Here is a 20,526-nt window from a genome sequence, read left to right on the forward strand (position 1 = left end):
CAACTCCATCGCCTGCTCTTTCAGTTTCGCCTGCACGCGGCGTTTCACTTCGCGCTCCAGATTGGTCTTGACCTCGGCCTTGAGTTTCTCGACGTCACCGTCCTCGACTCCCAGCGCCTTGGCAAACTCCGCATTCACCGGCGGCAGCACAGGAGCCTGTACGTCCTTGACCTGCACCTCGAAATGCGCGGCCTTGCCGGCGAGTTCCTTGGCGGCATACTCGGCCGGGAACGTCAGATCGAATCCCTTGCTGTCGCCCGCCTTGAGCCCGGTCAGGCTCTGTTCGAAATCCTTCAGCAAACGGCCCTCGCCGATTACCGCGGCGAAGTCTTCGCCCTTGCCGCCTTCGAATGCCGCGCCATCCACCGTGCCTTGATAGTCGAATTTGACCAGGTCGCCTTCCATTGCGGCCCGATCGGTCGCCTCGAAGCTGCGGCGTTGCTTCTGCAGCACCTCCAGCGTCTTTGCGACATCGGCCTCGCCCAGGCTCACGACGGGGCGGCTGAGTTTGCCGGTATTCAACACGTCGATCTTCACTTCAGGATAGACCTCAAAACTGGCGCTGAAAGTCATTTCCGCCGCCGTCTGCCCCGCCTTCGGTTCGAAGCGCGGATAACCCGCGATTTTCAACTGGTGGGTCTGCACGGCCTCGCCAAAGCGGGATTGCAGGGTTTCACCCAGCACTTCCTGGCGCACGCCGGCGCCGTGCTGGCGCACCACTGCGCTCAGCGGCGCCTTGCCAGGGCGGAAACCATCCATCTTAACGTTGCGTGCCAGGCGCTTCAGACGGCTCTGCACTTCGGTTTCCAGCTGATCCATGGGCACGCTGATATCCAGGCGCCGGGCCAGACCTTCGAGGACTTCAAGATTTGCTTGCATCAAAATACTTCCTGGCTGAATTGAAATGTAAGGGTAAACGGCATAAAGCCGATGGTGCGAAAGGGGGGACTCGAACCCCCACGCCTTGCGGCGCTGGAACCTAAATCCAGTGCGTCTACCAATTCCGCCACTCTCGCGGCTTGGCCGCAAAACTATCGACCAATAAGTGTAATATAATCAAAGCGATGCTGTCACCCAAGCTAACCCGGCATCCTGCCTAAGTCATTATTCCCATTCCGTTTTTTTGTTGCCGGTGCCGGTCGATCACTACGAAAACTTCCCCGTTGCGTCCTGGTTGCTGCCCAAACCGCTGCGCAAACCGGTCGAAGCCATTTATCGGTTTGCCCGCACGGCGGACGATATTGCCGACGAAGGCGACGCCTCCGCAGCAATGCGTCTTGAGCAACTGGCGGCATACCACGCCGAACTGGATCGCATCGAACGCGGCGAGGCCTCGACCCATCCGGTTTTTGCGCCGCTGGCTGCCGCAATCCGCGATCACGCCATTCCGATGGCACCGTTTCGCGACCTGCTGTCGGCGTTTGCGCAGGACGTGGGAAAAAAACGCTATGCCAACTTCGGCGAAGTCATGGACTACTGCCGCCGCTCGGCCAACCCGGTGGGGCGCCTGATGCTGCATTTGTACGGCGACCACGACCCGCGACATGTGGCCTATTCCGACGCCATCTGCAGCAGCCTGCAACTGATCAATTTTTTGCAGGACATCGCGGTGGATTACCGCAAGGACCGCATCTATCTGCCGCAGGACGAACTGGCCGCGCACCGCGTCGGCGAAATGCAGATCGCGCAGGGCGACACGCGCGGTTTGTGGCACATGATGATGCACAAGCAGATCGAACGCGCACGCAAGCTGCTGCAGGCCGGCGCACCGCTCGGCCGGACACTCAAGGGACGCATCGGGCTGGAGTTGCGCGTGACCATCCTCGGCGGCGAAGCCATCCTGCGCAAACTGCACGCCGACCCCGGCTGCGTGTTCCACAACCGTCCGGTACTAACCAAAAGAGACTGGATCGTCATGCTCGGACGCGGGCTGTTTTGAGCATGGATGTTCATCAGTATTGCCAGGAACGGGCTGCCGCCAGCGGTTCCAGTTTCTATTACAGCTTCGTCTTCCTGCCGCCGGACACGCGGCGCGCGATCACCGCGTTTTACGCCCTGTGCCGCGAACTCGACGACGTGGTGGATGAGTGCCACGAAAGCCAACTCGCCCTGACCAAGCTCGACTGGTGGCGCGAGGAGATCATGCGGTTTGCGGCCGGCGCGCCGGAGCATCCGGCCACCCGCGCCCTCCTCGATACTGTGCAAGGCCGCAATGCACCCGCTGCCCTGCTGCTGGAAATCGTCGACGGCATGGCGATGGACCTGGAGCATTCACGCTACCCCGACTTCAAGTCCCTCAACCTGTACTGCTATCGCGTGGCAGGCGTGGTGGGTGAAGTCGCGGCAGCGATTTTCGGCGGGCCGCGCAGCGCGGACGATCGCGCGGTTCGCCGTTATGCGCACGAACTGGGGCTCGCGTTCCAGCTCACCAACATCATTCGCGACGTCGGCGAGGACGCGCGACGCGGACGGATTTATCTGCCGCAGGATGAACTCGCACGTTTCGGCGTACGCGAAGCCGACATCCTGCATGGCGCGGCCACTCCCGCATTTCAGGCGCTGATGCAGTTCCAGTTCGAACGCGCCGCCGCCTGCTACGAGCGCGCGTTCGCCGCGCTCCCCGCCAGTGCGCGCCGCGCGCAGCGCCCGGGGCTGGTGATGGCGGCGATTTATCGCGCTTTACTGAATGAAATCCGGCGCGCCGAATTCCCCGTGTTGCGTGCGCGCGTCTCGCTCACGCCAATGCGCAAGCTGTGGCTGGCCAGCAAGACCTGGCTGTTTCCATGACCGCCCGTGTCGCGGTGATCGGCGGCGGCTGGGCGGGCTGCGCCGCCGCGCTGACGCTGGCCGAGGCAGGGGTCGACGTCGCCCTGTTCGAAGCCAGCCGCACCCTGGGCGGCCGCGCGCGCGCGGTCGAGTTCGCCGGCCGGCCGCTCGACAACGGCCAGCACATCCTGCTCGGCGCGTATGCACAGACGCTTCAGCTGATCGAGCGCCTGCGCCCCGCCGCCGCCCACGACGGTTTATGGCGCCTGCCGCTGACCCTCAGCCAGCCGCCGGATTTCAGCCTCGCCTGCCCGCGCCTGCCGGCGCCGCTGCATTTGCTGGCGGGGCTGCTCGGTGCGCGGGGGCTGGGCTGGCGCGACAAGCTCGCCGCCGCACGCTGGGCCTACGCGCTGCTGCGCGACACGGCCGCGCCGGATCGGCTAAGCGTCAGCCAGATCACCCGCTCCCAGCCCGAAACGCTGCGCCGTCTGCTATGGCACCCGCTGTGCGTATCGGCCCTCAACACGCCGCCGGAAACGGCCAGCGCCAGGGTTTTCCGCGACGTCATCCGCGCCGCTTTCGGCGGGCGCAATCATGAGAGCGACCTGCTGTTGCCGCGTCGCGACCTGACCGCCCTATTCCCTGCGCCCGCTGCGGCGCGCCTGATCGAATGCGGCGGCCAGGTGCACCTGGCTTGCCGGGTAACCGCGCTCGATGCCGCCGCGGATGCCGTCACCTTGAGCACGCGCGACGGGTCGACCGCCTACAGCCACGTCATCCTCGCCGTCGCGCCGCAACATCTGGCGGGTTTGGCTGCCCCGATCCCCGCGCTCGAATCGGTGGTGCGCGAAGTGTCGGCCTATCACTATCAACCGATTGCCACCGGCTACGTTCAGTACGATCAGGCTTTTCAGCTGGCCAAGCCGCTGTTTGCCCTGGCGGATGGCCCCGCGCAGTTTGTGTTCGACCGCGGCCAGAGCCACGGCCAGGCAGGGCTGCTGGCGTTTGTTGCCAGCACCGCCACGAATCTGTCCGCAAACTGGCTGGGCCAGGCCGAAGCCCAGTTATTCCGGATCGCCCAACCCGGCCCTGCACAGTGGCGCAAAAGCATCGTCGAAAAACAGGCGGGCTACGCCTGCACCCCCAACCTGAAACGTCCTGCCGTCCGCACCGCGCATCGGCGCATATTCCTGGCGGGCGATTACACTAGCGGGCCTTACCCCGCTACGCTCGAAAGCGCAACCCTGAGCGGAGTACAATCGGCCCGCGCTTTACTTGAACAGCTATGAAAAACTATCTTCCCCGCTCTGACCTGCTCGCAGGTCGTGTCATTCTCGTCACCGGTGCCAGTTCGGGCCTCGGGCGCGCCGCCAGCCTGGCGTTTGCGCGCCACGGCGCCACCGTCGCCCTGCTCGCTCGCAACGAGGCCAATCTCGAAGCGGTCTACGATGCCATCCTGGCCGCCGGCGGCCCCGAGCCTGCCATGTTTCCGTATGATCTGGCCGCCGCCGACGACCGCAGCCTGGAGACCCTCGCCGGCACCCTCGCGCATCACCTGAAACGGCTCGACGGATTGCTGCACAGCGCACACCAGTTTTACAGCCTGACACCCCTCCACCTGCAAACGATCGAGCAGTGGCAGGCCCTGATGCGGGTCAATCTGATCGCACCGTTTGCGCTCACCCGCGCCTGTTTGCCGCTGCTGCGACAGGCGCCGGATGCGTCGGTCGTGTTCACCGGTGAAACCCACGGCCATCAACCCAGCGCCTACTGGGGCGGCTATGCCGTAGCAAAATCGGGCCTGGAAACGCTCACCCGGATCTGGGCCGATGAACTCAGCGCGGACGAAAACCTGCGGATCAACACCCTGATTCCCGGCCAGGTGGCGACCACCTTGCGTTCGCGCACCCATCCCGGGCTTGCGCCCGAGACGATTCCCGGCGTCGACGACCTGATGCCCTGGTATCTGTACCTGATGGGGTTGGACAGCCGCACCGTGCGCGGTCAGATCGTGGAATGCCAGGCCTGACGCTCACCCCGTCATGAAAATCGGCCGCTATGAAATTCTCGATGAAATCGGCCAGGGCGCGATGGGTACGGTTTATCGGGCGCGCGACCCGCTGATCGAACGCACCGTCGCCATCAAGGCCGTGCCCATCGCGCAATTGCGGCAAGACGGCACTGATGCGGAATCCCGTTTTCTGCGCGAAGCGCAGAGTGCCGGCCGGCTGTCACACCCCAATATCGTGACGATCTACGACGTCGGCGAGGCCGACGGACTAGCCTACATCGCCATGGAATACCTTCCCGGCGCGACCTTGCGCGATCTCATGGACAAGGGCCCGATGCCGCTGGATCTGGTGCTCGATACCGCCACGCAGATGGCCGAGGCGCTGGCGTTCGCGCACGAGCACGACGTCATCCACCGCGATGTCAAGCCCGCCAACGTCGTCGTCACCGGCCGGCGCGGACGCATCAAGCTGACCGATTTCGGGATCGCCCATTTCGTCAACAGCGACCATACCCACGTCGGGCAAATGCTCGGTTCGCCACGCTACATGTCGCCGGAGCAGGCGATGGGGCGTGAAGTCAATGGACGCTCGGATATTTTCTCGCTGGGTGCTGTGCTGTATGAAATGCTCACCGGGCGGTATGCCTTCGATGGCAACAGCCTGCCGACCATTGTTTACCGTGTGGTCAATGAAGCGCCTGTCCCTGCAGCAACCCTGCGCCCTCAATTGCCCCCTGATCTGGCCAGGTTGCTGGCGCGCATGCTGCACAAAAACCCGGAAGCCCGGCCGGACGCGCGCAGCCTGGTCAGCGCCTTGCATGTGCTGGCACCTGCAGCACCACCGGCGTCAGCACAGCCGCCTTCCAGGCAGGTGTCACGTCTGCTGCGGGTACTGGCATTCGGCGCACCCATCGGCGTGTTCTTGTTGATCGGCCTGGGCATCATCGTCATCGAGCATTTCATCAGCCCCGCCCGCCCGATCCTGCCCCCGCCCTCGTCACCGCACGCCAGCCTCTCCCAGGGTACCGCACCGCAGCCCGATGCGACCCCGGACGCGGAGACGGATGTAAACAACCAGCCCGCCTCCAGGCCGCCCCAGCCGGAACGCCCAGCGGTAGCCGCCGTCCAGACAGATCCCTACCTTGCCGGTCTCGACAGGAAACAGGTCGAGCTGCGCATCAAGCGCGCCGAACTGCTGCTGGAATACACCGAGCAGCATCCCGACGTGGTGCAGGTGGACCGGCAACTCGAACAGCTGCAAATCGAGCGCCGCAGGCACCTGCGGCAATTGAAAAAAAACTAGCCGGGCTACCAGTTGGTTTCGCGTTCGGCTGTCGCCGACACCTTGTGTATGCTGAGGTCGGCACCATTGAACTCCGCCTCAGCGCCCAGCCTCAAACCCACAGCCCGTTTCAGGATGCCATACACCACCAGACCGCCAAGTGCAGCGACAGCCACGCCGCCTAGCGTGCCGATCAGCTGGGCCACCAGACTGACACCGCCCATTCCCCCCAGTGCCCTGGTACCGAAAACTCCCGCCGCAATCCCGCCCCATGCACCGCACAGGCCGTGCAACGGCCACACTCCGAGCACATCGTCGACCTTCCATTTGTTCTGCGTCACCATGAACATCCACACGAACAGCGCACCGGCGATCGCGCCGGTCGCCAGGGCGCCCAGCGGATGCATCAGGTCGGAACCTGCGCACACGGCCACCAGACCGGCAAGCGGACCGTTGTGGATGAAACCGGGATCGTTGCGGCCAATCACCAGCGCCGCAAGCGTACCGCCCACCATCGCCATCAGCGAATTCACCGCCACCAGCCCCGATACGGCTTCGATCAGCTGGGCCGACATCACGTTGAAACCGAACCAGCCCACCGTCAGAATCCATGCGCCGAGTGCCAGAAACGGAATATTGGACGGCGGATGTGCCGAGATCATGCCGTCCCTGGTATAGCGTCCGCGCCGCGCACCGAGCAACAGTACGGCAGGCAAGGCAATCCAGCCGCCCATGGCATGCACCACCACCGACCCGGCAAAGTCATGGAACTTCGCTCCCACGGCAACTGCCAGCCAGTCCTGAAGACCATAATTACCGTTCCAGACGATCCCTTCAAAAAACGGGTAAACCAGCCCCACCAGCGCGAACGTGGCCGCCAATTGCGGATTGAAGCGTGCGCGCTCGGCTATGCCGCCCGACACGATAGCCGGAATGGCCGCCGCAAACGTCAGCAGAAAAAAGAACCTGACCAGGTCATAGCCATTTTTGGCCGACAGTATCTCGGCGCTGGAAAAGAAGTCGATTCCGTAGGCGACGCTGTAGCCGATGAAAAAATAGGCAATAGTGGAAACTGAAAAATCGGTGAGAATCTTGACCAGGGCATTGACCTGGTTTTTCTTGCGCACCGTGCCCAGCTCAAGAAAGGCAAACCCCGCATGCATGGCCAGCACCATGATGCCGCCTAGCAATACGAACAAAACGTCACTGCCCGATTTCAGCGCTTCCATGCCCCGGTTCCTATTGATAGCCGGCGGGTATAAGCAAGCGCCATTCCCGCTGCTTAAGTCACGGATTTAAAACGAAAGGCGTCAATAAGGACATGGCGCAACGGCACTGCACTGGTGCATGGCGGCGCATTGCGCACCGCCACGGTGCGTTAACGGCTATTGGGCGAGCCGGGTTCGGCTTGATCAGGCAAGCTTGGAGGAGGATCGATCAGACTGGCTTCGATGCGGTCCAACTCTGCATCCATGTCGGATTGCGACATCGGCGTGTAATCCGTGGCGGATTCACTCGCCTCGGATTCAGGCTTGGGCTTGGTGATCAGTGCGGCAACGACGATGCCCAGTTCGTACAGCACCCACAGCGGCATCGCCAGCATGAATTGCGAGATCACGTCGGGTGGAGTGAATATCGCGCCGATGATAAAGGCGCCGACGATGACATACGGCCGGATTTCACGCAGTTTGGTCACCGACACCATGCCCATTTTGACCAGCAGCACCACAGCGACGGGGACCTCGAAGGTAATCCCGAAGGCCATGAACAGGGTCATCACAAAGTCGAGGTATTTGCCGATGTCGGTCATCACCGCCACCCCCTCGGGCGCGACGCCGACGATGAAGCCGAATACCACCGGGAACACCAGGAAATAGGCGAACGCCATCCCCAGCAGGAACAGAATGACGCTGGCGATCACCAGCGGCACGCCAAGACGCTTTTCATGCTGGTACAGCCCCGGCGCGACAAACGCCCAGACCTGGAAGAATACCCATGGCAACGCCAGCAGGAAGGCGGTCATCATGGTGACCTTGACCGGCACGAAGAACGGTGTCGTGACCTCGGTGGCGATCATCTGCCCGCCCTTGGGCAGCGCCGCCAGCAGCGGCTTGGCCAGCAGCGCATACAAATCCTGCGCCCAGGGGAACAGGCAGACGAAAATCACCACCACCACCGCCACTGCGCGCAGCAGGCGATCGCGCATTTCGATCAAATGCGAGATAAAGGTTTCCTGCACGTCGCTCATGCGGTTTTTCCTGCCGTTTCGTCGCGCGCCGTTTCCACCACGGCAGACGGCGTGTCAACCGCAGGGTTCTGATCCGGCTCGTCCAGCGGCAGGCTTTGCTGCACGACCGGCTCCGGGGTCTCTTTCAGCGCGGGTTCGTCGACAGGATGCTCGCCCCCGGTTGCGGCGGCTGCCGTCGCCGTCAACGCCTTGTTGATGCCGCTTGCCTCGTCGCGCAGGTAATCGTCAACCGCGCTGACTTGCTGCTTGGCGTCCAGCGCCGCCAACTCGGCCGAGTTCTTGATCTCCACGCCGACACGGCGAATTTCATCCAGCTGTATCTCGTGGCTGATGTCCGATTTTACGGACGACACATAGCGTTGCATGCGGCCATACAGATGCCCCGCCGTACGCGCGACCTTGGGCAGACGCTCAGGGCCGATGACGATCAGCGCAACCACGCCGATGACGATGAGTTCAGTAAAGCCGATATCGAACATTCAGGTCCAACCAGGAATAAGGCGATAGTGGGAATCGTGCTCGGCGGACTTTCATCCGCCCCCACCCTGTTCCGCATCCTCAAGAGTGGTGCTTGTCCTTGACTTCCGCGTCGATGGTGTTGCCGCTTTGTTCGGCGCCGTCGCCGAGCTTGGGCGCATCTTCCTTCATGCCTTCCTTGAAGCCCTTGACCGCCCCGCCAAGATCGCTGCCGATGTTGCGCAGCTTCTTGGTGCCGAAAATCAGCAGCACCACGACCAGAACGATTAGCCAATGCCAGATGCTGAAGCTACCCATAATACGTCTCCTTATGACTCAACTGCGTGAAACGGGGTCGCCCCCGCCAAATACATGCACATGAATGTGGAACACTTCCTGGCCACCGCCACGTCCGGTATTGATCAGGGTCTTGAACCCGCTATCGAGCCCCTGCTCCTTTGCCAGGCGCGGCGCCAGCAGAAGCATCTTGCCGAGCAGTTTCTCGTGCGCGGGCGTGCAATCGTCCAGCGTAGCGATGTGCTGCTTTGGAATGATCAGGAAATGCACCCGCGCAAACGGGTGGATATCGTGAAACGCCAGCACGTCCTCGTCTTCGTAGACCTTGCCGCACGGCAGTTGGCCGGCGACGATTTTGCAGAAAATGCAGTCACTCATGTCGATTCGCCTTTTCCGCCAGACCCGACAGGCCTTCCCGGCGCGCCAGCTCGTTCAACACATCTGCCGGCTTCAGCCCCTTGTGTGCCAGCAAAACCAAAGTATGAAACCACAAATCGGCGACTTCGTAGATGATCTTTTCCGCCTGGTCGTCCTTCGCCGCCATCACGGTCTCGGTCGCTTCCTCACCGATTTTCTTCAGGATGGCGTCGGTGCCCCTGGCGTACAGTTTGGCTACGTACGAACTGTCGGGCGACGCCTGCTTGCGCGCTTCCAGCGTCTCTGCCAAGCGGTCCAGGATGTCGCTCATTTGCGGTAGATCTCGTCAGGGGCTTTCAGCACCGGGGCGATCGTCACCCAGCGATCGCCGCCCTGTTCGTCGCGGTCGAGCTTCTGGAAAAAACAGGAGCGTCGTCCGGTATGACAGGCAATGCCGCCGAGTTGTTCAACTTTCAGCAGCACCACGTCGTTGTCGCAATCCAGGCGGATTTCGCTGACCTTCTGTACATGGCCGGATTCCTCGCCCTTGCGCCACAATTTGCCGCGCGAGCGCGACCAGTACACCCCGCGCAGCGTGCGTGCGGTTTCCTCCAGCGCCTCGCGGTTCATCCATGCGACCATCAGGATTTCACCGCTGGCGGCATCCTGGGCAATCGCCGGCACCAGCCCCTGCGCGTCCCATTTGATTGAATCGAGCCAGTCGCTCACAGGCGCACCTCGATGCCGTGCTGCTTCATGTATTTTTTCGCTTCGTCGATGCCGTACTCGCCGAAGTGGAAAATGCTCGCCGCCAGCACCGCGTCGGCGCGGCCTTCGCGCACGCCGTCGACCAGATGCTGCAGGTTGCCGACGCCGCCGCTGGCGATGATGGGAATGTCGACCGCCTCGGAAATCGCACGCGTCAGTTCCAGGTCGAAACCGCTCTTGGTGCCGTCGCGGTCCATCGAGGTGAGCAGCAGTTCGCCCGCGCCGAGGCTTTCCATCTTCTTCGCCCATTCGATCGCGTCGAATCCGGTGGCCTTGCGCCCGCCGTGGGTGAAGACTTCCCAGTGGTCGCCCGTCCGCTTGGCATCGATCGCCACCACGATGCACTGGCTGCCGTAGCGGTCGGATGCGTCCTTCACCAGTTGCGGATTCATCACCGCCGAGGTGTTGATGCTGACCTTGTCGGCGCCGGCGTTGAGCAGGCGCTGCACGTCGCCCACTTCGCGCACACCGCCGCCGACCGTCAGCGGAATGAAGACTTCGGCGGCGACGGCTTCGATGATGTGGAGGATCAGGTCGCGGTTGTCGCTCGATGCGGTGATGTCGAGAAAAGTCAATTCGTCGGCACCCGCTTCGTTGTAGCGGCGCGCGATTTCGACCGGGTCGCCGGCGTCCTTCAGTTCGACGAAATTGACTCCCTTGACCACACGGCCATGGGTGACGTCGAGACAGGGAATGATGCGTTTTGCCAGCATGGTCAGCCTCTCGAATCAGACCCCGAACACGCCGCCGGCCAATTCGTCGGCGAGCTTTTGCGCCGCGGCGAAATCGAGCGTGCCCTGGTAGATGGCGCGGCCGGTGATCGCGCCGATGATGCCGTCCTTGGCCACGGCGGACAGCGCCTTGACGTCGTCGAGGTTGGTGACGCCGCCGCTGGCGATGACCGGGATCGACAGAGCCTGCGCCAGGCGCTGGGTGGCGTCCACGTTCACCCCGGTCAGCATGCCGTCGCGTCCGATGTCGGTGTAGATGATGGCTTCCACCCCGTAGCCTTCGAAGCGCTTGGCCAGGTCGATGACGTCGTGGCCGGTGATCTTGGACCAGCCTTCGACCGCAATCTTGCCGTCCTTGGCATCGAGCCCGACCATCACATGGCCGGGGAAGGCATCGCAGGCTTCGTGCAGGAAGCCGGGGTTTTTCACCGCCGCGGTGCCGATGATGACGTAGCGCACGCCGTCGTCGAGATAGCGCTCGATGGTGGCGAGATCGCGGATGCCGCCGCCGAGCTGCACCGGCATCTCGTCACCCACGGCCTCGACGATCGAACGGATCGCTGCATCGTTGACCGGCTTGCCGGCAAACGCGCCATTGAGATCGACCAGATGCAGGCGCCGCGCGCCCAGATCCTTCCAGTGACGGGCGGTCGCCGCAGGATCCTCGGAGAACACGGTGGCACGGTCCATTTCGCCTTGTTCCAGGCGCACGCAGTGGCCGTCTTTAAGGTCGATCGCAGGAATAATTAACATGGCTGATCAGCGGGGTCATACAGAATAAACATTAGGCGCAGGCCGCGCCGGACATATCGCAGGCGGTTTCAGAGGCACCCGGATTCCAGATTACGAAATTACCCAGCAGCGTCAATCCGGCATTCTGGCTTTTTTCCGGATGGAACTGGACGGCAAACATGTTCGCAGACGCCACCGCGCAGGTGAACGGGAACGGGTAATGCGAAAATCCCGCAATCACCTCAGGCGAAGCCGGCTGCACGAAATAGCTGTGCACGAAGTAGAAGCGCGCGCCTTCCTCGATCCCTGCCCACAACGGATGCGGCACCACCTGATGGACGTTGTTCCAGCCCATGTGCGGCACTTTCAGTTTATTCCCCCGACCGTCGTGCATCGCCTCGTGCGGGAAACGCTGCACGCTGCCGGGCAGGATCCCCAGGCAGGCGGTATCGCCTTCCTCGCTGTGCTCGAACAGCACCTGCATCCCCATGCAGATGCCCAGAAAAGGCTTGCTGCGGGCAGCATCGACGATCGCCTGGCGCAGGCCGCGTGCGTCGATTTCGCGCATGCAGTCGCGGGCGGCGCCCTGCCCCGGGAACACGACGCGGCCGGCTGCGGCAATCACGGCCGGGTCGGAAGTCACCGCCACGGTCGCAGCCGGCGCAACGTGTTCGATGGCTTTGGAGACCGAACGCAGATTACCCATGCCGTAGTCGATGACGGCGATATCGACGCTCACAGCTCAGCCGCCTCGATTTGCGGGACACACATCGCGTAGCCGCCTGAAATTGCCGCCGCCCTCATAGCGCACCTTTTGTCGATGGCAGCACGTCGCCCATGCGCAGGTCGGTTTCCACCGCCATGCGCAGCGCACGGCCGAATGCCTTGAAAACGGTTTCGGCCTGGTGGTGCGCATTGATGCCGCGCAGATTGTCGATATGCAGCGTCACCCCGGCGTGATTGATGAAGCCACGGAAGAACTCGAGGAACAGGTCGACGTCGAACTCGCCGATACGCGCGCGGGTGTAATCGACGTGATATTCCAGTCCGGGTCGCCCCGACAGGTCGATCACCACACGCGACAGCGCCTCGTCGAGCGGAACATAGGCATGGCCGTAGCGGCGGATGCCCTTCTTGTCGCCGAGCGCCTGGGCAAACGCCTGACCGAACGTAATCCCGGTGTCTTCCACCGTGTGATGGGCGTCGATATGCAGATCGCCCTGGGCCTCGATATCCAGGTCGATCAGGCCGTGGCGCGCGATCTGGTCGAGCATGTGATCGAGAAACGGCACGCCGGTGGCAAGCTTGGCGCTGCCGGTGCCGTCCAGGTTGAGACTGACCGTGACCTGGGTCTCGAGGGTGTTGCGGGTGACTTGGGCGGTGCGCATGGCGTCGGAAAATAAGACTGTAAAGGGATTCTAGCAGGCCGCTCTGGTTTTCAGCACAGCGCTTTCAACGCAGCGAGCAGCGCATCGCATTGCGCATCGGTGCCGATCGTAATGCGCAGGAACGGCGCGATGCGGGCCGGATTCCTGAAATGGCGCACGATGATGCTGCGCTCGCGCAGCGCGGCCGCCAGTTCGGCGCCATCATGCGCGGGGTGGCGGGCAAAGACGAAGTTGGCGGCCGAGGGCAGCACCTCGAAGCCAAGCTTGTCCATTTCAGCCACCAGCCGGGCGCGGGTCGCCACGACTTTCGTGCAAATGGACTCGAAATAGACATGGTCGTCCATCGACGCCAGCGCACCCGCCTGGGCGAAGCGGTCGAGCGGATAGGAATTGAAGCTGTCCTTCACCCGGTTGAGCGCCTCGATCAGCTGCGCCTGGCCGATGGCGTAGCCGACGCGCAGGCCGGCCAGCGCATGCGATTTCGACAGCGTGCGGACCACCAGCAGTTGCGGATAGCGCGCCACCAGGCCCATCGCCGATGCTCCGCCGAAGTCGATGTAGGCTTCGTCGATCACCACCACCGATTCCGGGTTGCCGGCGAGCAGGCGCTCGACCTCGTCCAGCGCCAGCAGCCGCCCGGTGGGGGCATTGGGATTGGGGAAAACCACCCCGCCATTGGGCGTCAGGTAATCGTCGACCCGGATCTCGAACGATTCGGTCAGCGGAATCTGCCGATATGCAATCTCGTACAGCCCGCAATACACCGGATAGAAGCTGTAGGTGATGTCCGGGAACAGGATCGCTTGATCGTGCTTCAAGAGCGCCATGAAGGCATGCGCCAGCACCTCGTCGGAACCGTTGCCGACGAACACCTGGTCGGCCGTCACGCCATGATAGGCGGCGATGCCGGCGCGCAGCCGGTCCGAGTTGGGGTCGGGATACAGGCGCAAGGTGTCGGCGGCTTCTGCGCACACCGCATCGAGCACCCTGGGGCTCGGTCCGTAGGGGTTCTCGTTGGTGTTGAGCTTGACCAGGTTGGCCAGCTTCGGCTGCTCGCCCGGCACATAGGGCGTCAGGCCGTGCACCACGGCGCTCCAGAAGCGGCTCATCGCGTGGCGCGGCTCATTTATGCTTTAGGCGGTATTCGGCCGAACGCGCGTGCGCCTGCAGACCTTCGCCGTAGGCCAGGGTGGCGGCGATCCGCCCCAGCGTCTGCGCGCCGGCCTCGGACACGTGGATCAGGCTGCTGCGCTTCTGGAAGTCGTACACCCCCAGCGGCGACGAGAAACGCGCGGTACGCGAAGTCGGCAGCACGTGGTTCGGCCCGGCGCAGTAGTCGCCCAGCGCCTCGCAGGTGTTCCTGCCCATGAAGATCGCGCCGGCGTGGCGCAGCCCGGGCAGCAGCGCGTCGGGGTCGGCCACCGAGAGTTCCAGGTGTTCCGGCGCGATGGTGTTCGAGATCGCCGCCGCATCGTCGAGGTCGCGCGTCTTGATCAATGCGCCGCGGTTGGTGAGCGAGGTGCGGATCACTTCGCTGCGCGGCATCCCTTCGATCAGCCTGTCGATTGCCGCAGCGACGGCATCGAGATAGGCCGCGTCGGGCGACAGCAGGATGGACTGCGCCATTTCGTCGTGCTCGGCCTGCGAGAACAGATCCATCGCCACCCATTCCGCCGGCGTGTTGCCGTCGGCGATCACCAAAATCTCGGACGGACCGGCGATCATGTCGATGCCCACGGTGCCGAACACGCGGCGCTTGGCCGCCGCCACGTAGGCATTGCCGGGGCCGACGATCTTGTCGACCTGCGGCACGGTCGCGGTGCCATAGGCCAGCGCCGCCACCGCTTGCGCGCCGCCGATGGTGAACACGCGGTCGACGCCGACGATCGCGGCAGCGGCCAGCACCAGCTGGTTCTGCTCGCCGCCCGGAGTCGGCACCACCATGATGAGTTCGCCGACCCCCGCCACCTTGGCCGGGATCGCGTTCATCAGCACCGACGAGGGATAGGCGGCCTTGCCGCCCGGCACGTACAGCCCGACGCGGTCGAGCGGGGTGACCTGCTGCCCCAGCACGGTGCCGTCGTCCTCGGTGTAGGTCCACGAACCCTGGACCTGCTTTTCGTGGTAGCGGCGCACGCGCTCCGCCGCGGCCTCCAGCGCCTGGCGGGTATCGGCTGGCAAGGCTGCGAGTGCAGCCTGCAATTGCGCCGGGCCCAGTTCCAGGCTGGCCAGGGAGGCGGCCGGCAGGCGGTCGAAGCGCTCGGTATATTCGAGCACCGCGGCGTCGCCCCGCGTTTTCACTTCGTGCAGGATCGCCGCGACGGTCTGCTCGATGGCGGCATCGGCAGCGTCGTCGAATTGCAGCAGGCGGGTAAGGCGCGCCTGGAAATCAGGCTGCGCGCTATCGAGGCGGGTGAGCGTAAGCACAGGATTCTGCTTTAAAAAGTCTGGACAAAAAGTCTGGCTGCGATTGTACCGGTTTTTGGCGTTTTGCCGTGCCCGGCGCGCTCTTCCAGATAACAGTCATACCTATTCCGGAAATTAGACAAAGTCCAGATTGCTGATTATGATTGCCCCATGGATTACACGCGCGACAACATGGCCGGACTCCTGCGCAGCCACGACATCAATCCGACCCACCAGCGGATCGAGATTGCGCATGCGCTGTTTTCGCGCCAGCAACACCTGTCAGCCGATCAGGTGATGGCGATCGTCAACACCCGCCACTCCGAAACCTCCAAAGCCACGGTCTACAACACGCTCAGGCTGTTCCTGGAAAAGGGCCTGGTGCGCGAGGTGATCGTCGACCCGAGCAAGGTATTTTTCGACCCCAACACCAGCCCGCACCACCATCTCTACGAGGTCGACAGCGGCAGGCTGTCCGACATCGATGCCGGGCAGGTGCGGATTTCCGGCCTGCCGCCGCTGCCGCCCGGCATGGTGACCGAGGGCATCGACCTCATCGTGCGCGTCCGCCGCAAGAACTAAGGCCTTTTCCCCGTCAATGAAGCGGGTTCACATCGCCCCCACCCTGCTCGACGCCCAGCTGGCTGTCGACGCGCTGTCCAGCCTCGGCATCGCCACCCACATCTTCAATGCCAACGCCGCCGGTGCGCTGGGCGAGCTGCCGTTCATGCAGGCGCAGCCCGAGGTGTGGGTCGACGACGACAGGCAAGAACGTCATGCGCGCGAAGCATTGGCGGATTTCCTGAGCCCCGCACCGGGCGAAGAAAAAACCTGCCCGCACTGTGGCGAGCACAATCCCGGCAATTTCCTGAGTTGCTGGCAGTGCGGACGCGCCCTGCCCGGCTGAGTATTCACCCGATCAGGGCGACAGCAGGTCTTTTTGCAGCATGTCGCGGTACTGCTGGTACTGGCGCGCAAAAATCCGCTCGAGTTCGTCGATCGCTTCCGCCGCCGCCACACCGTGTACTAGGTGGCGGGTCATCTGCGCGGAGGCCTCGTGAAAAATCTGGTTGCGTTCCAGCATCGGATAGGTCTGCATCAAACGCTGAATCGCCTTGACCACGTTTTCCTGCTCGGGCCGCGGAATCGGCAATGGTTCGCTCGGTGGGGCGGCCGCGATCTCGGCACCCTCCTTGCCTGCCAGAAACTCGGCGTAGTCCAGCAGGGCCTGCTGCCGCGTTTCAGACAGCGACCGGAAGATCGATATCAGGCGCTTGCTGTCGCGCATCAGCGCCCGCGTCCCTTGAGCGGGCGTTTTTGCGGAACGATGTCGATGTTGCACTGCTGAAACTTGTTCTCAACGAAGCTGATGAAAGCATCGAGCAGCTTGCTGCGGAATTTCTCCTGCGCATAAACCATCGACAGCTCACGCGTCAGCCGGGGATTCAACGGCAGCGCGACCAGCGTACCAAGCTGGATTTCCTTGGTCACGGTGGAAGCCGACATGATAGCCACACCCAGGTTGGCCTCGACCGCACCCTTGATCGCTTCGCGGCTACCAAGCTCCATCTCGATATGCAGGTCGTCGGGATTGACGCCATTGCTCTTGAAGAAGTCGTCGACCACCTCGCGCGTACCGGAACCGTGCTCACGCGACACGTAGGGCTGTTCGGCGATGTCGGTCGCGTTCACGCTCGAACGCGAGGCCAGCGCATGATTGGGCGAACAGATCATCACCAGTTCGTCCTCGCAGCACGCCAGCGTGGTCAGGTTGGGATTGTGCGAAGGCGCCTCGATCAGGCCGACATCGAGCGAATGATCCGCCACCTTGGCTGCCACGGTTTCCGAGTTGGCGACGGTCAGCCGCGCCTGCACCTGCGGAAAGCGTTCCTTGAATTCCCCCAGGATGCGCGGCAGCTGGTATTCGGCAATGGTGGTCGACGCGCCGATCATCAAGGGTCCCGTCACCTGCCCGGTCAACTCGCCCACGCGCGCTTCCATCTCGGCGGTCAGCGCCAGAATGCGGTCGGCATACCCCAGCACCAGATCGCCCGCGGGTGTCAGGGAAATCTTGCCGTGACTGCGCTCGAACAGCCGGGTATTGAAATGCTCTTCCAGCTGTTTGACCTGGAAAGTCACCGCGGGCTGCGTCATATAGAGGATATCCGCAGCCTTGGTGAAGCTGAGCTGCTTGGCGACGGTGTAGAATACCTGCAGTCTGCGGTCGGCCATTAATCCTCGCCTCCGGGTCAAAAAAGAAATTTATTCAACCACAAACCCGTCCGTGTTGAAACCTGCGCCCCACCAACTCATTGTATTCACTGTCCTTTCGCCAGTGCCCGGGCGCCAACCCCGTCCGCCCCGCCGCCGATCCTGATTTGGCCACGCCGTGAACCGCGCGTTTTACACCATCTTGTTGGCGCAGTTCCTGTCCGCTTTGGCTGACAACGCCCTGCTGTTCGCGGCCATCGGCCTGCTGCTGTTTTCTTCTGCGCCGGAATGGTATTCGCCACTGCTGCAAACGGTTTTCGTCATTGCCTATATCGTGCTGGCGCCGCTGGTCGGGCCGTTTGCCGACGCCCTGCCCAAAGGCCGCGTCATGCTCATCGCCAACACGGTCAAATTCGCTGGCTGCCTCACCATGCTGGCCGGGTTGCATCCCTTGCTGGCCTACGCCATCGTCGGCATCGGCGCGGCCATGTATTCACCCGCCAAATACGGCATCCTGACCGAACTGCTGCCGCCCGAAAAACTCGTCGTCGCCAACAGCTGGATGGAGGGCACCACCGTCGCCGCCATCGTGCTCGGCGCCATCATCGGCGGCGCACTCATCAACCCGCAGTTCGCGGAAAGCATACTCAGCCGCGCCGGGCTCTCGGCCGTGGTCATCGCCCCCAAATTCGCCATCGTCGCCATTACCAGCCTTTATCTGGGCGCCGCCGTCGTCAACCTGCTCATCCCGCGCCTGCCGATCGACCACAAGCTCCCCAGCAAGTCGCCGCTGTATGTCCTGCATGACTTCTGGCACAGCTTCAAGCTGCTGTGGCGCGACCCGCTCGGCCAGGTTTCGCTCGCCGTCACCACGCTGTTCTGGGGCGTCGGCGCGACGCTGCGCCTGCTCGTCATCGCCTGGGCCGCGCTCAATCTGAAATATGGTCTCGACCAGGCAACCCAACTCACCGCCGCCTCCGCATTCGGCATCGCCATCGGCTCGATCCTGGCCGGCAAATTCGTTCGCCTGCAGCGCGCCATCAGCGTCCTGCCCGCCGGCATCATCCTCGGCTTCGTGCCGATCGCACTGATCTGGGTGCAAAGCCTGATCCCGGCCCTGCTGCTGTTGCTGCTGGCAGGCGTGCTGGCGGGCTATTTCGTGGTGCCGATGAATGCCCTGCTGCAACATCGCGGGCATCTGTTGATGGGAGCCGGCCATTCCATCGCCCAGCAGAATTTCAACGAGAACATCAGCATCCTGGTGCTGACCGGCGCCTATGCCCTGATGGTGCGCGCCGACTGGCACATCCACACCATCATCCTGGTGTTCGGGCTGTTCATCAGCAGCGTAATGACGGCGATCTGGCTACGCCATCGCAACGACATCGTGCACTAGGATCTGCTGCTTCCCTCATTCCCGATGTTCTGCGACTTCACCACGCTCATCGCGCCCGCGATCAGCGTGCTGATGTCCGCCATGTTGGATGGCACGATCAGGGTGTTGCCGGTCTTGGCGATGCCGGCGAAGGCCTCGACGTATTTTTCCGCCACCTTCAGATTCACCGCCTGGATGCCACCGGGCAGTTCGACTGCGCGTGCAACACGGGCGATCGCCTCGGCATTGGCGGCGGCGATGGCCTTGATCGCTTCGGCCTCGCCCTGCGCCACGTTGATCGCGGCCTGCATTTCCCCTTCGGACTGTTGAATCGCGGCATTGCGCTCGCCGGTGGCGATGTTGATCTGCTCCTGCATGCGGCCTTCGGATGAGGCGATCAGCGCGCGCTTCTCGCGCTCGGCGGTGATCTGTCGCTGCATGGCGTGAAGGATGTCCTTCGGCGGTGTCAGGTCCTTGATCTCGTAGCGCAGCACCTTGACGCCCCAGTTGGTCGAGGCCTCGTTGAGCGCCATCACCACGCCGCGGTTGATTTCCTCGCGCTCCTCGAAGGTGCGATCCATCTCCATGCGGCCGATCAGCGAACGCAGCGTGGTCTGCGCCAGTTGCGACACCGCCGAGATGTAGTCGCTCGAACCGTAGGATGCCATCTTGGGGTCGGTGACCTGGAAGTACAGGATACCGTCGACCGCAAGCTGGGTGTTGTCGCGCGTAATGCAGACCTGACTCGGCACATCGAGCGGTATTTCCTTCAGTGAATGCTTGTAAGCGACGGCATCGATGAACGGAATAACCAGATTGAGGCCGGGGCCGAGCACCGCGTGGAACTTGCCGAGACGTTCGACCACCCAGGCGTTCTGCTGTGGCACCACGCGGATGCCCTTGGCGACAACGATACCGATGACGATGAGGATGACCAGTGCGACGACATCCATTTATTTTCTCCCTTGATTCATGGTTGATTGCCCAGGATCAGCGTATTGCCTCTGACTGCGCGGATGATCAGCGGACGCGTGCTGTCGACGCCGGCTGCTTCGGCTTCGGCGTCCCACAGCGCACCGCGGTATTTGACCTGGCCGCGGTCACCCTGCCAGGACTCGATCTGCACAGTCTGGCCGATGTCCATGTCCTGCACCGAGGATTCCGGATGCGCGGTACTGCGCTTCCAGTGGCGCAGCGCCAGGGTACCCAGCGCGGCGATCATGCCGGCCGTCAGCAACTGCGTCACCAGGCTGGCGCCCAGCCAGGCGGCCAGTCCGGCCACCGCGGCAGCCACGCCGTACACCAGCAGATAAAAGGTGCCGCTGGTAAGCTCCACCCCCACCAGCACAGCCGCCAGAATCCACCACAGCAAGTAAGCCTGCATCGCTTCTCCTCTTATTGATATCCAGCAGACACTATTGACCCGGCCCGATGATGTTTGAACCCGCACGGTATTTCTCACGGCATCCTGCTTTGAGCGGTTCGCTGGCCCGTCTCA

The 20,526-nt window shown here is 63.1% G+C and carries 26 protein-coding genes and 1 tRNA gene; 8 read left to right on the forward strand and 19 right to left on the reverse strand.

Annotation, left to right across the window (positions count from 1 at the left end; all coding sequences use genetic code 11):
• Together tig and Q0L94_RS16230 are read right to left on the reverse strand one after the other, a co-directional pair.
• Nucleotides 1–879, reverse strand: an 879-nt coding sequence (gene tig, locus Q0L94_RS16225) for a trigger factor (RefSeq protein ID WP_296755301.1), incomplete at its 3' end; no start/stop codon positions are given.
• A 52-nt stretch (nucleotides 880–931) separates the two neighbouring features.
• Nucleotides 932–1,016, reverse strand: a tRNA-Leu gene (locus Q0L94_RS16230).
• 158 nt (nucleotides 1,017–1,174) lie between these two features.
• Here Q0L94_RS16230 and hpnC point away from each other — a divergent pair.
• From hpnC to Q0L94_RS16255, 5 genes are read left to right on the forward strand one after another with little or no spacing between them, the layout of a single operon-like run.
• On the forward strand, nucleotides 1,175–1,939 hold the full coding sequence (gene hpnC / locus Q0L94_RS16235; protein WP_366799484.1) for a squalene synthase HpnC: 765 nt from the start codon (nucleotides 1,175–1,177) through the stop codon (nucleotides 1,937–1,939).
• A 2-nt stretch (nucleotides 1,940–1,941) separates the two neighbouring features.
• A complete protein-coding gene (hpnD, locus tag Q0L94_RS16240; protein WP_296755305.1) occupies nucleotides 1,942–2,787 on the forward strand; it encodes a presqualene diphosphate synthase HpnD in 846 nt (281 codons plus the stop codon).
• Complete coding sequence (gene hpnE / locus Q0L94_RS16245; protein ID WP_296755307.1) at nucleotides 2,784–4,055, forward strand: hydroxysqualene dehydroxylase HpnE; 1,272 nt, start codon at nucleotides 2,784–2,786, stop codon at nucleotides 4,053–4,055. Before hpnD ends, hpnE begins: the two co-directional genes overlap by 4 nt.
• Nucleotides 4,052–4,795 (forward strand): SDR family NAD(P)-dependent oxidoreductase, encoded by a 744-nt coding sequence (locus Q0L94_RS16250; protein ID WP_296755310.1) that lies wholly within the window; start codon nucleotides 4,052–4,054, stop codon nucleotides 4,793–4,795. Before hpnE ends, Q0L94_RS16250 begins: the two co-directional genes overlap by 4 nt.
• Before the next feature lie 13 nt (nucleotides 4,796–4,808).
• Complete coding sequence (locus Q0L94_RS16255; protein WP_296755312.1) at nucleotides 4,809–6,080, forward strand: serine/threonine-protein kinase; 1,272 nt, start codon at nucleotides 4,809–4,811, stop codon at nucleotides 6,078–6,080.
• 5 nt (nucleotides 6,081–6,085) lie between these two features.
• Here Q0L94_RS16255 and Q0L94_RS16260 read toward each other — a convergent pair whose 3' ends face one another.
• From Q0L94_RS16260 to hisD, 13 genes are all read right to left on the reverse strand, one after another.
• Nucleotides 6,086–7,288: an ammonium transporter gene (locus Q0L94_RS16260; protein ID WP_296755315.1), complete on the reverse strand. Its 1,203-nt coding sequence runs from the start codon at nucleotides 7,286–7,288 to the stop codon at nucleotides 6,086–6,088.
• Between the two features lie 149 nt (nucleotides 7,289–7,437).
• Nucleotides 7,438–8,307 (reverse strand): twin-arginine translocase subunit TatC, encoded by an 870-nt coding sequence (tatC, locus tag Q0L94_RS16265; RefSeq protein WP_296755317.1) that lies wholly within the window; start codon nucleotides 8,305–8,307, stop codon nucleotides 7,438–7,440.
• A complete protein-coding gene (gene tatB / locus Q0L94_RS16270) occupies nucleotides 8,304–8,786 on the reverse strand; it encodes a Sec-independent protein translocase protein TatB (protein WP_296755320.1) in 483 nt (160 codons plus the stop codon). The genes tatC and tatB overlap by 4 nt, the downstream gene beginning before the upstream one ends.
• A 79-nt stretch (nucleotides 8,787–8,865) precedes the next feature.
• Nucleotides 8,866–9,081, reverse strand: a complete 216-nt coding sequence (gene tatA / locus Q0L94_RS16275) for a Sec-independent protein translocase subunit TatA (protein WP_296755322.1) — start codon at nucleotides 9,079–9,081, stop codon at nucleotides 8,866–8,868.
• 18 nt (nucleotides 9,082–9,099) lie between these two features.
• Nucleotides 9,100–9,438 carry a histidine triad nucleotide-binding protein gene (locus Q0L94_RS16280; protein WP_296755324.1) on the reverse strand — a complete coding sequence of 113 codons (339 nt, stop codon included), beginning with the start codon at nucleotides 9,436–9,438 and terminating at the stop codon, nucleotides 9,100–9,102.
• A complete protein-coding gene (locus tag Q0L94_RS16285) occupies nucleotides 9,431–9,748 on the reverse strand; it encodes a phosphoribosyl-ATP diphosphatase (protein ID WP_296755326.1) in 318 nt (105 codons plus the stop codon). The genes Q0L94_RS16280 and Q0L94_RS16285 overlap by 8 nt, the downstream gene beginning before the upstream one ends.
• Nucleotides 9,745–10,146 (reverse strand): phosphoribosyl-AMP cyclohydrolase, encoded by a 402-nt coding sequence (hisI, locus tag Q0L94_RS16290; RefSeq protein WP_296755329.1) that lies wholly within the window; start codon nucleotides 10,144–10,146, stop codon nucleotides 9,745–9,747. Before hisI ends, Q0L94_RS16285 begins: the two co-directional genes overlap by 4 nt.
• Nucleotides 10,143–10,898 (reverse strand): imidazole glycerol phosphate synthase subunit HisF, encoded by a 756-nt coding sequence (gene hisF, locus Q0L94_RS16295; protein ID WP_296755330.1) that lies wholly within the window; start codon nucleotides 10,896–10,898, stop codon nucleotides 10,143–10,145. The genes hisI and hisF overlap by 4 nt, the downstream gene beginning before the upstream one ends.
• A gap of 15 nt (nucleotides 10,899–10,913) precedes the next feature.
• On the reverse strand, nucleotides 10,914–11,669 hold the full coding sequence (gene hisA / locus Q0L94_RS16300; protein WP_296755333.1) for a 1-(5-phosphoribosyl)-5-[(5-phosphoribosylamino)methylideneamino]imidazole-4-carboxamide isomerase: 756 nt from the start codon (nucleotides 11,667–11,669) through the stop codon (nucleotides 10,914–10,916).
• Nucleotides 11,670–11,700: 31 nt separating this feature from the next.
• Nucleotides 11,701–12,387, reverse strand: a complete 687-nt coding sequence (hisH, locus tag Q0L94_RS16305; RefSeq protein WP_296755335.1) for an imidazole glycerol phosphate synthase subunit HisH — start codon at nucleotides 12,385–12,387, stop codon at nucleotides 11,701–11,703.
• 61 nt (nucleotides 12,388–12,448) lie between these two features.
• Nucleotides 12,449–13,036: an imidazoleglycerol-phosphate dehydratase HisB gene (hisB, locus tag Q0L94_RS16310; protein WP_296755339.1), complete on the reverse strand. Its 588-nt coding sequence runs from the start codon at nucleotides 13,034–13,036 to the stop codon at nucleotides 12,449–12,451.
• Between the two features lie 50 nt (nucleotides 13,037–13,086).
• Nucleotides 13,087–14,145, reverse strand: a complete 1,059-nt coding sequence (hisC, locus tag Q0L94_RS16315; RefSeq protein WP_296755341.1) for a histidinol-phosphate transaminase — start codon at nucleotides 14,143–14,145, stop codon at nucleotides 13,087–13,089.
• A gap of 13 nt (nucleotides 14,146–14,158) precedes the next feature.
• Nucleotides 14,159–15,463, reverse strand: a complete 1,305-nt coding sequence (gene hisD, locus Q0L94_RS16320) for a histidinol dehydrogenase (protein WP_296755344.1) — start codon at nucleotides 15,461–15,463, stop codon at nucleotides 14,159–14,161.
• A gap of 150 nt (nucleotides 15,464–15,613) precedes the next feature.
• Here hisD and Q0L94_RS16325 point away from each other — a divergent pair, with 150 nt between their 5' ends.
• Together Q0L94_RS16325 and Q0L94_RS16330 are read left to right on the forward strand one after the other, a co-directional pair.
• Complete coding sequence (locus Q0L94_RS16325) at nucleotides 15,614–16,024, forward strand: transcriptional repressor (RefSeq protein ID WP_296755346.1); 411 nt, start codon at nucleotides 15,614–15,616, stop codon at nucleotides 16,022–16,024.
• A gap of 16 nt (nucleotides 16,025–16,040) precedes the next feature.
• On the forward strand, nucleotides 16,041–16,349 hold the full coding sequence (locus Q0L94_RS16330; protein WP_296755349.1) for a DUF2007 domain-containing protein: 309 nt from the start codon (nucleotides 16,041–16,043) through the stop codon (nucleotides 16,347–16,349).
• 12 nt (nucleotides 16,350–16,361) lie between these two features.
• Here Q0L94_RS16330 and Q0L94_RS16335 read toward each other — a convergent pair whose 3' ends face one another.
• Both Q0L94_RS16335 and Q0L94_RS16340 read right to left on the reverse strand, forming a co-directional pair.
• Entirely contained in the window at nucleotides 16,362–16,730 is a 369-nt protein-coding gene (locus Q0L94_RS16335; RefSeq protein ID WP_296755352.1) for a hypothetical protein, read from the reverse strand.
• A complete protein-coding gene (locus tag Q0L94_RS16340) occupies nucleotides 16,730–17,674 on the reverse strand; it encodes a LysR family transcriptional regulator (RefSeq protein ID WP_296755354.1) in 945 nt (314 codons plus the stop codon). Before Q0L94_RS16340 ends, Q0L94_RS16335 begins: the two co-directional genes overlap by 1 nt.
• Before the next feature lie 157 nt (nucleotides 17,675–17,831).
• Between Q0L94_RS16340 and lplT the strand changes: the two genes are divergently transcribed.
• Nucleotides 17,832–19,049 carry a lysophospholipid transporter LplT gene (gene lplT, locus Q0L94_RS16345; RefSeq protein ID WP_296755357.1) on the forward strand — a complete coding sequence of 406 codons (1,218 nt, stop codon included), beginning with the start codon at nucleotides 17,832–17,834 and terminating at the stop codon, nucleotides 19,047–19,049.
• Here lplT and Q0L94_RS16350 read toward each other — a convergent pair.
• Both Q0L94_RS16350 and Q0L94_RS16355 read right to left on the reverse strand, forming a co-directional pair.
• Nucleotides 19,046–19,981 carry a stomatin-like protein gene (locus Q0L94_RS16350; RefSeq protein WP_296755358.1) on the reverse strand — a complete coding sequence of 312 codons (936 nt, stop codon included), beginning with the start codon at nucleotides 19,979–19,981 and terminating at the stop codon, nucleotides 19,046–19,048. The two genes, lplT and Q0L94_RS16350, sit on opposite strands and share 4 nt — an antisense overlap.
• A gap of 17 nt (nucleotides 19,982–19,998) precedes the next feature.
• The gene (locus Q0L94_RS16355; protein WP_296755361.1) at nucleotides 19,999–20,412 is read right to left on the reverse strand and encodes an NfeD family protein; all 414 of its coding nucleotides are present in this window, start codon (nucleotides 20,410–20,412) and stop codon (nucleotides 19,999–20,001) included.
• Nucleotides 20,413–20,526 lie beyond the last annotated feature (114 nt).

Source organism: Thiobacillus sp. (assembly GCF_024708915.1).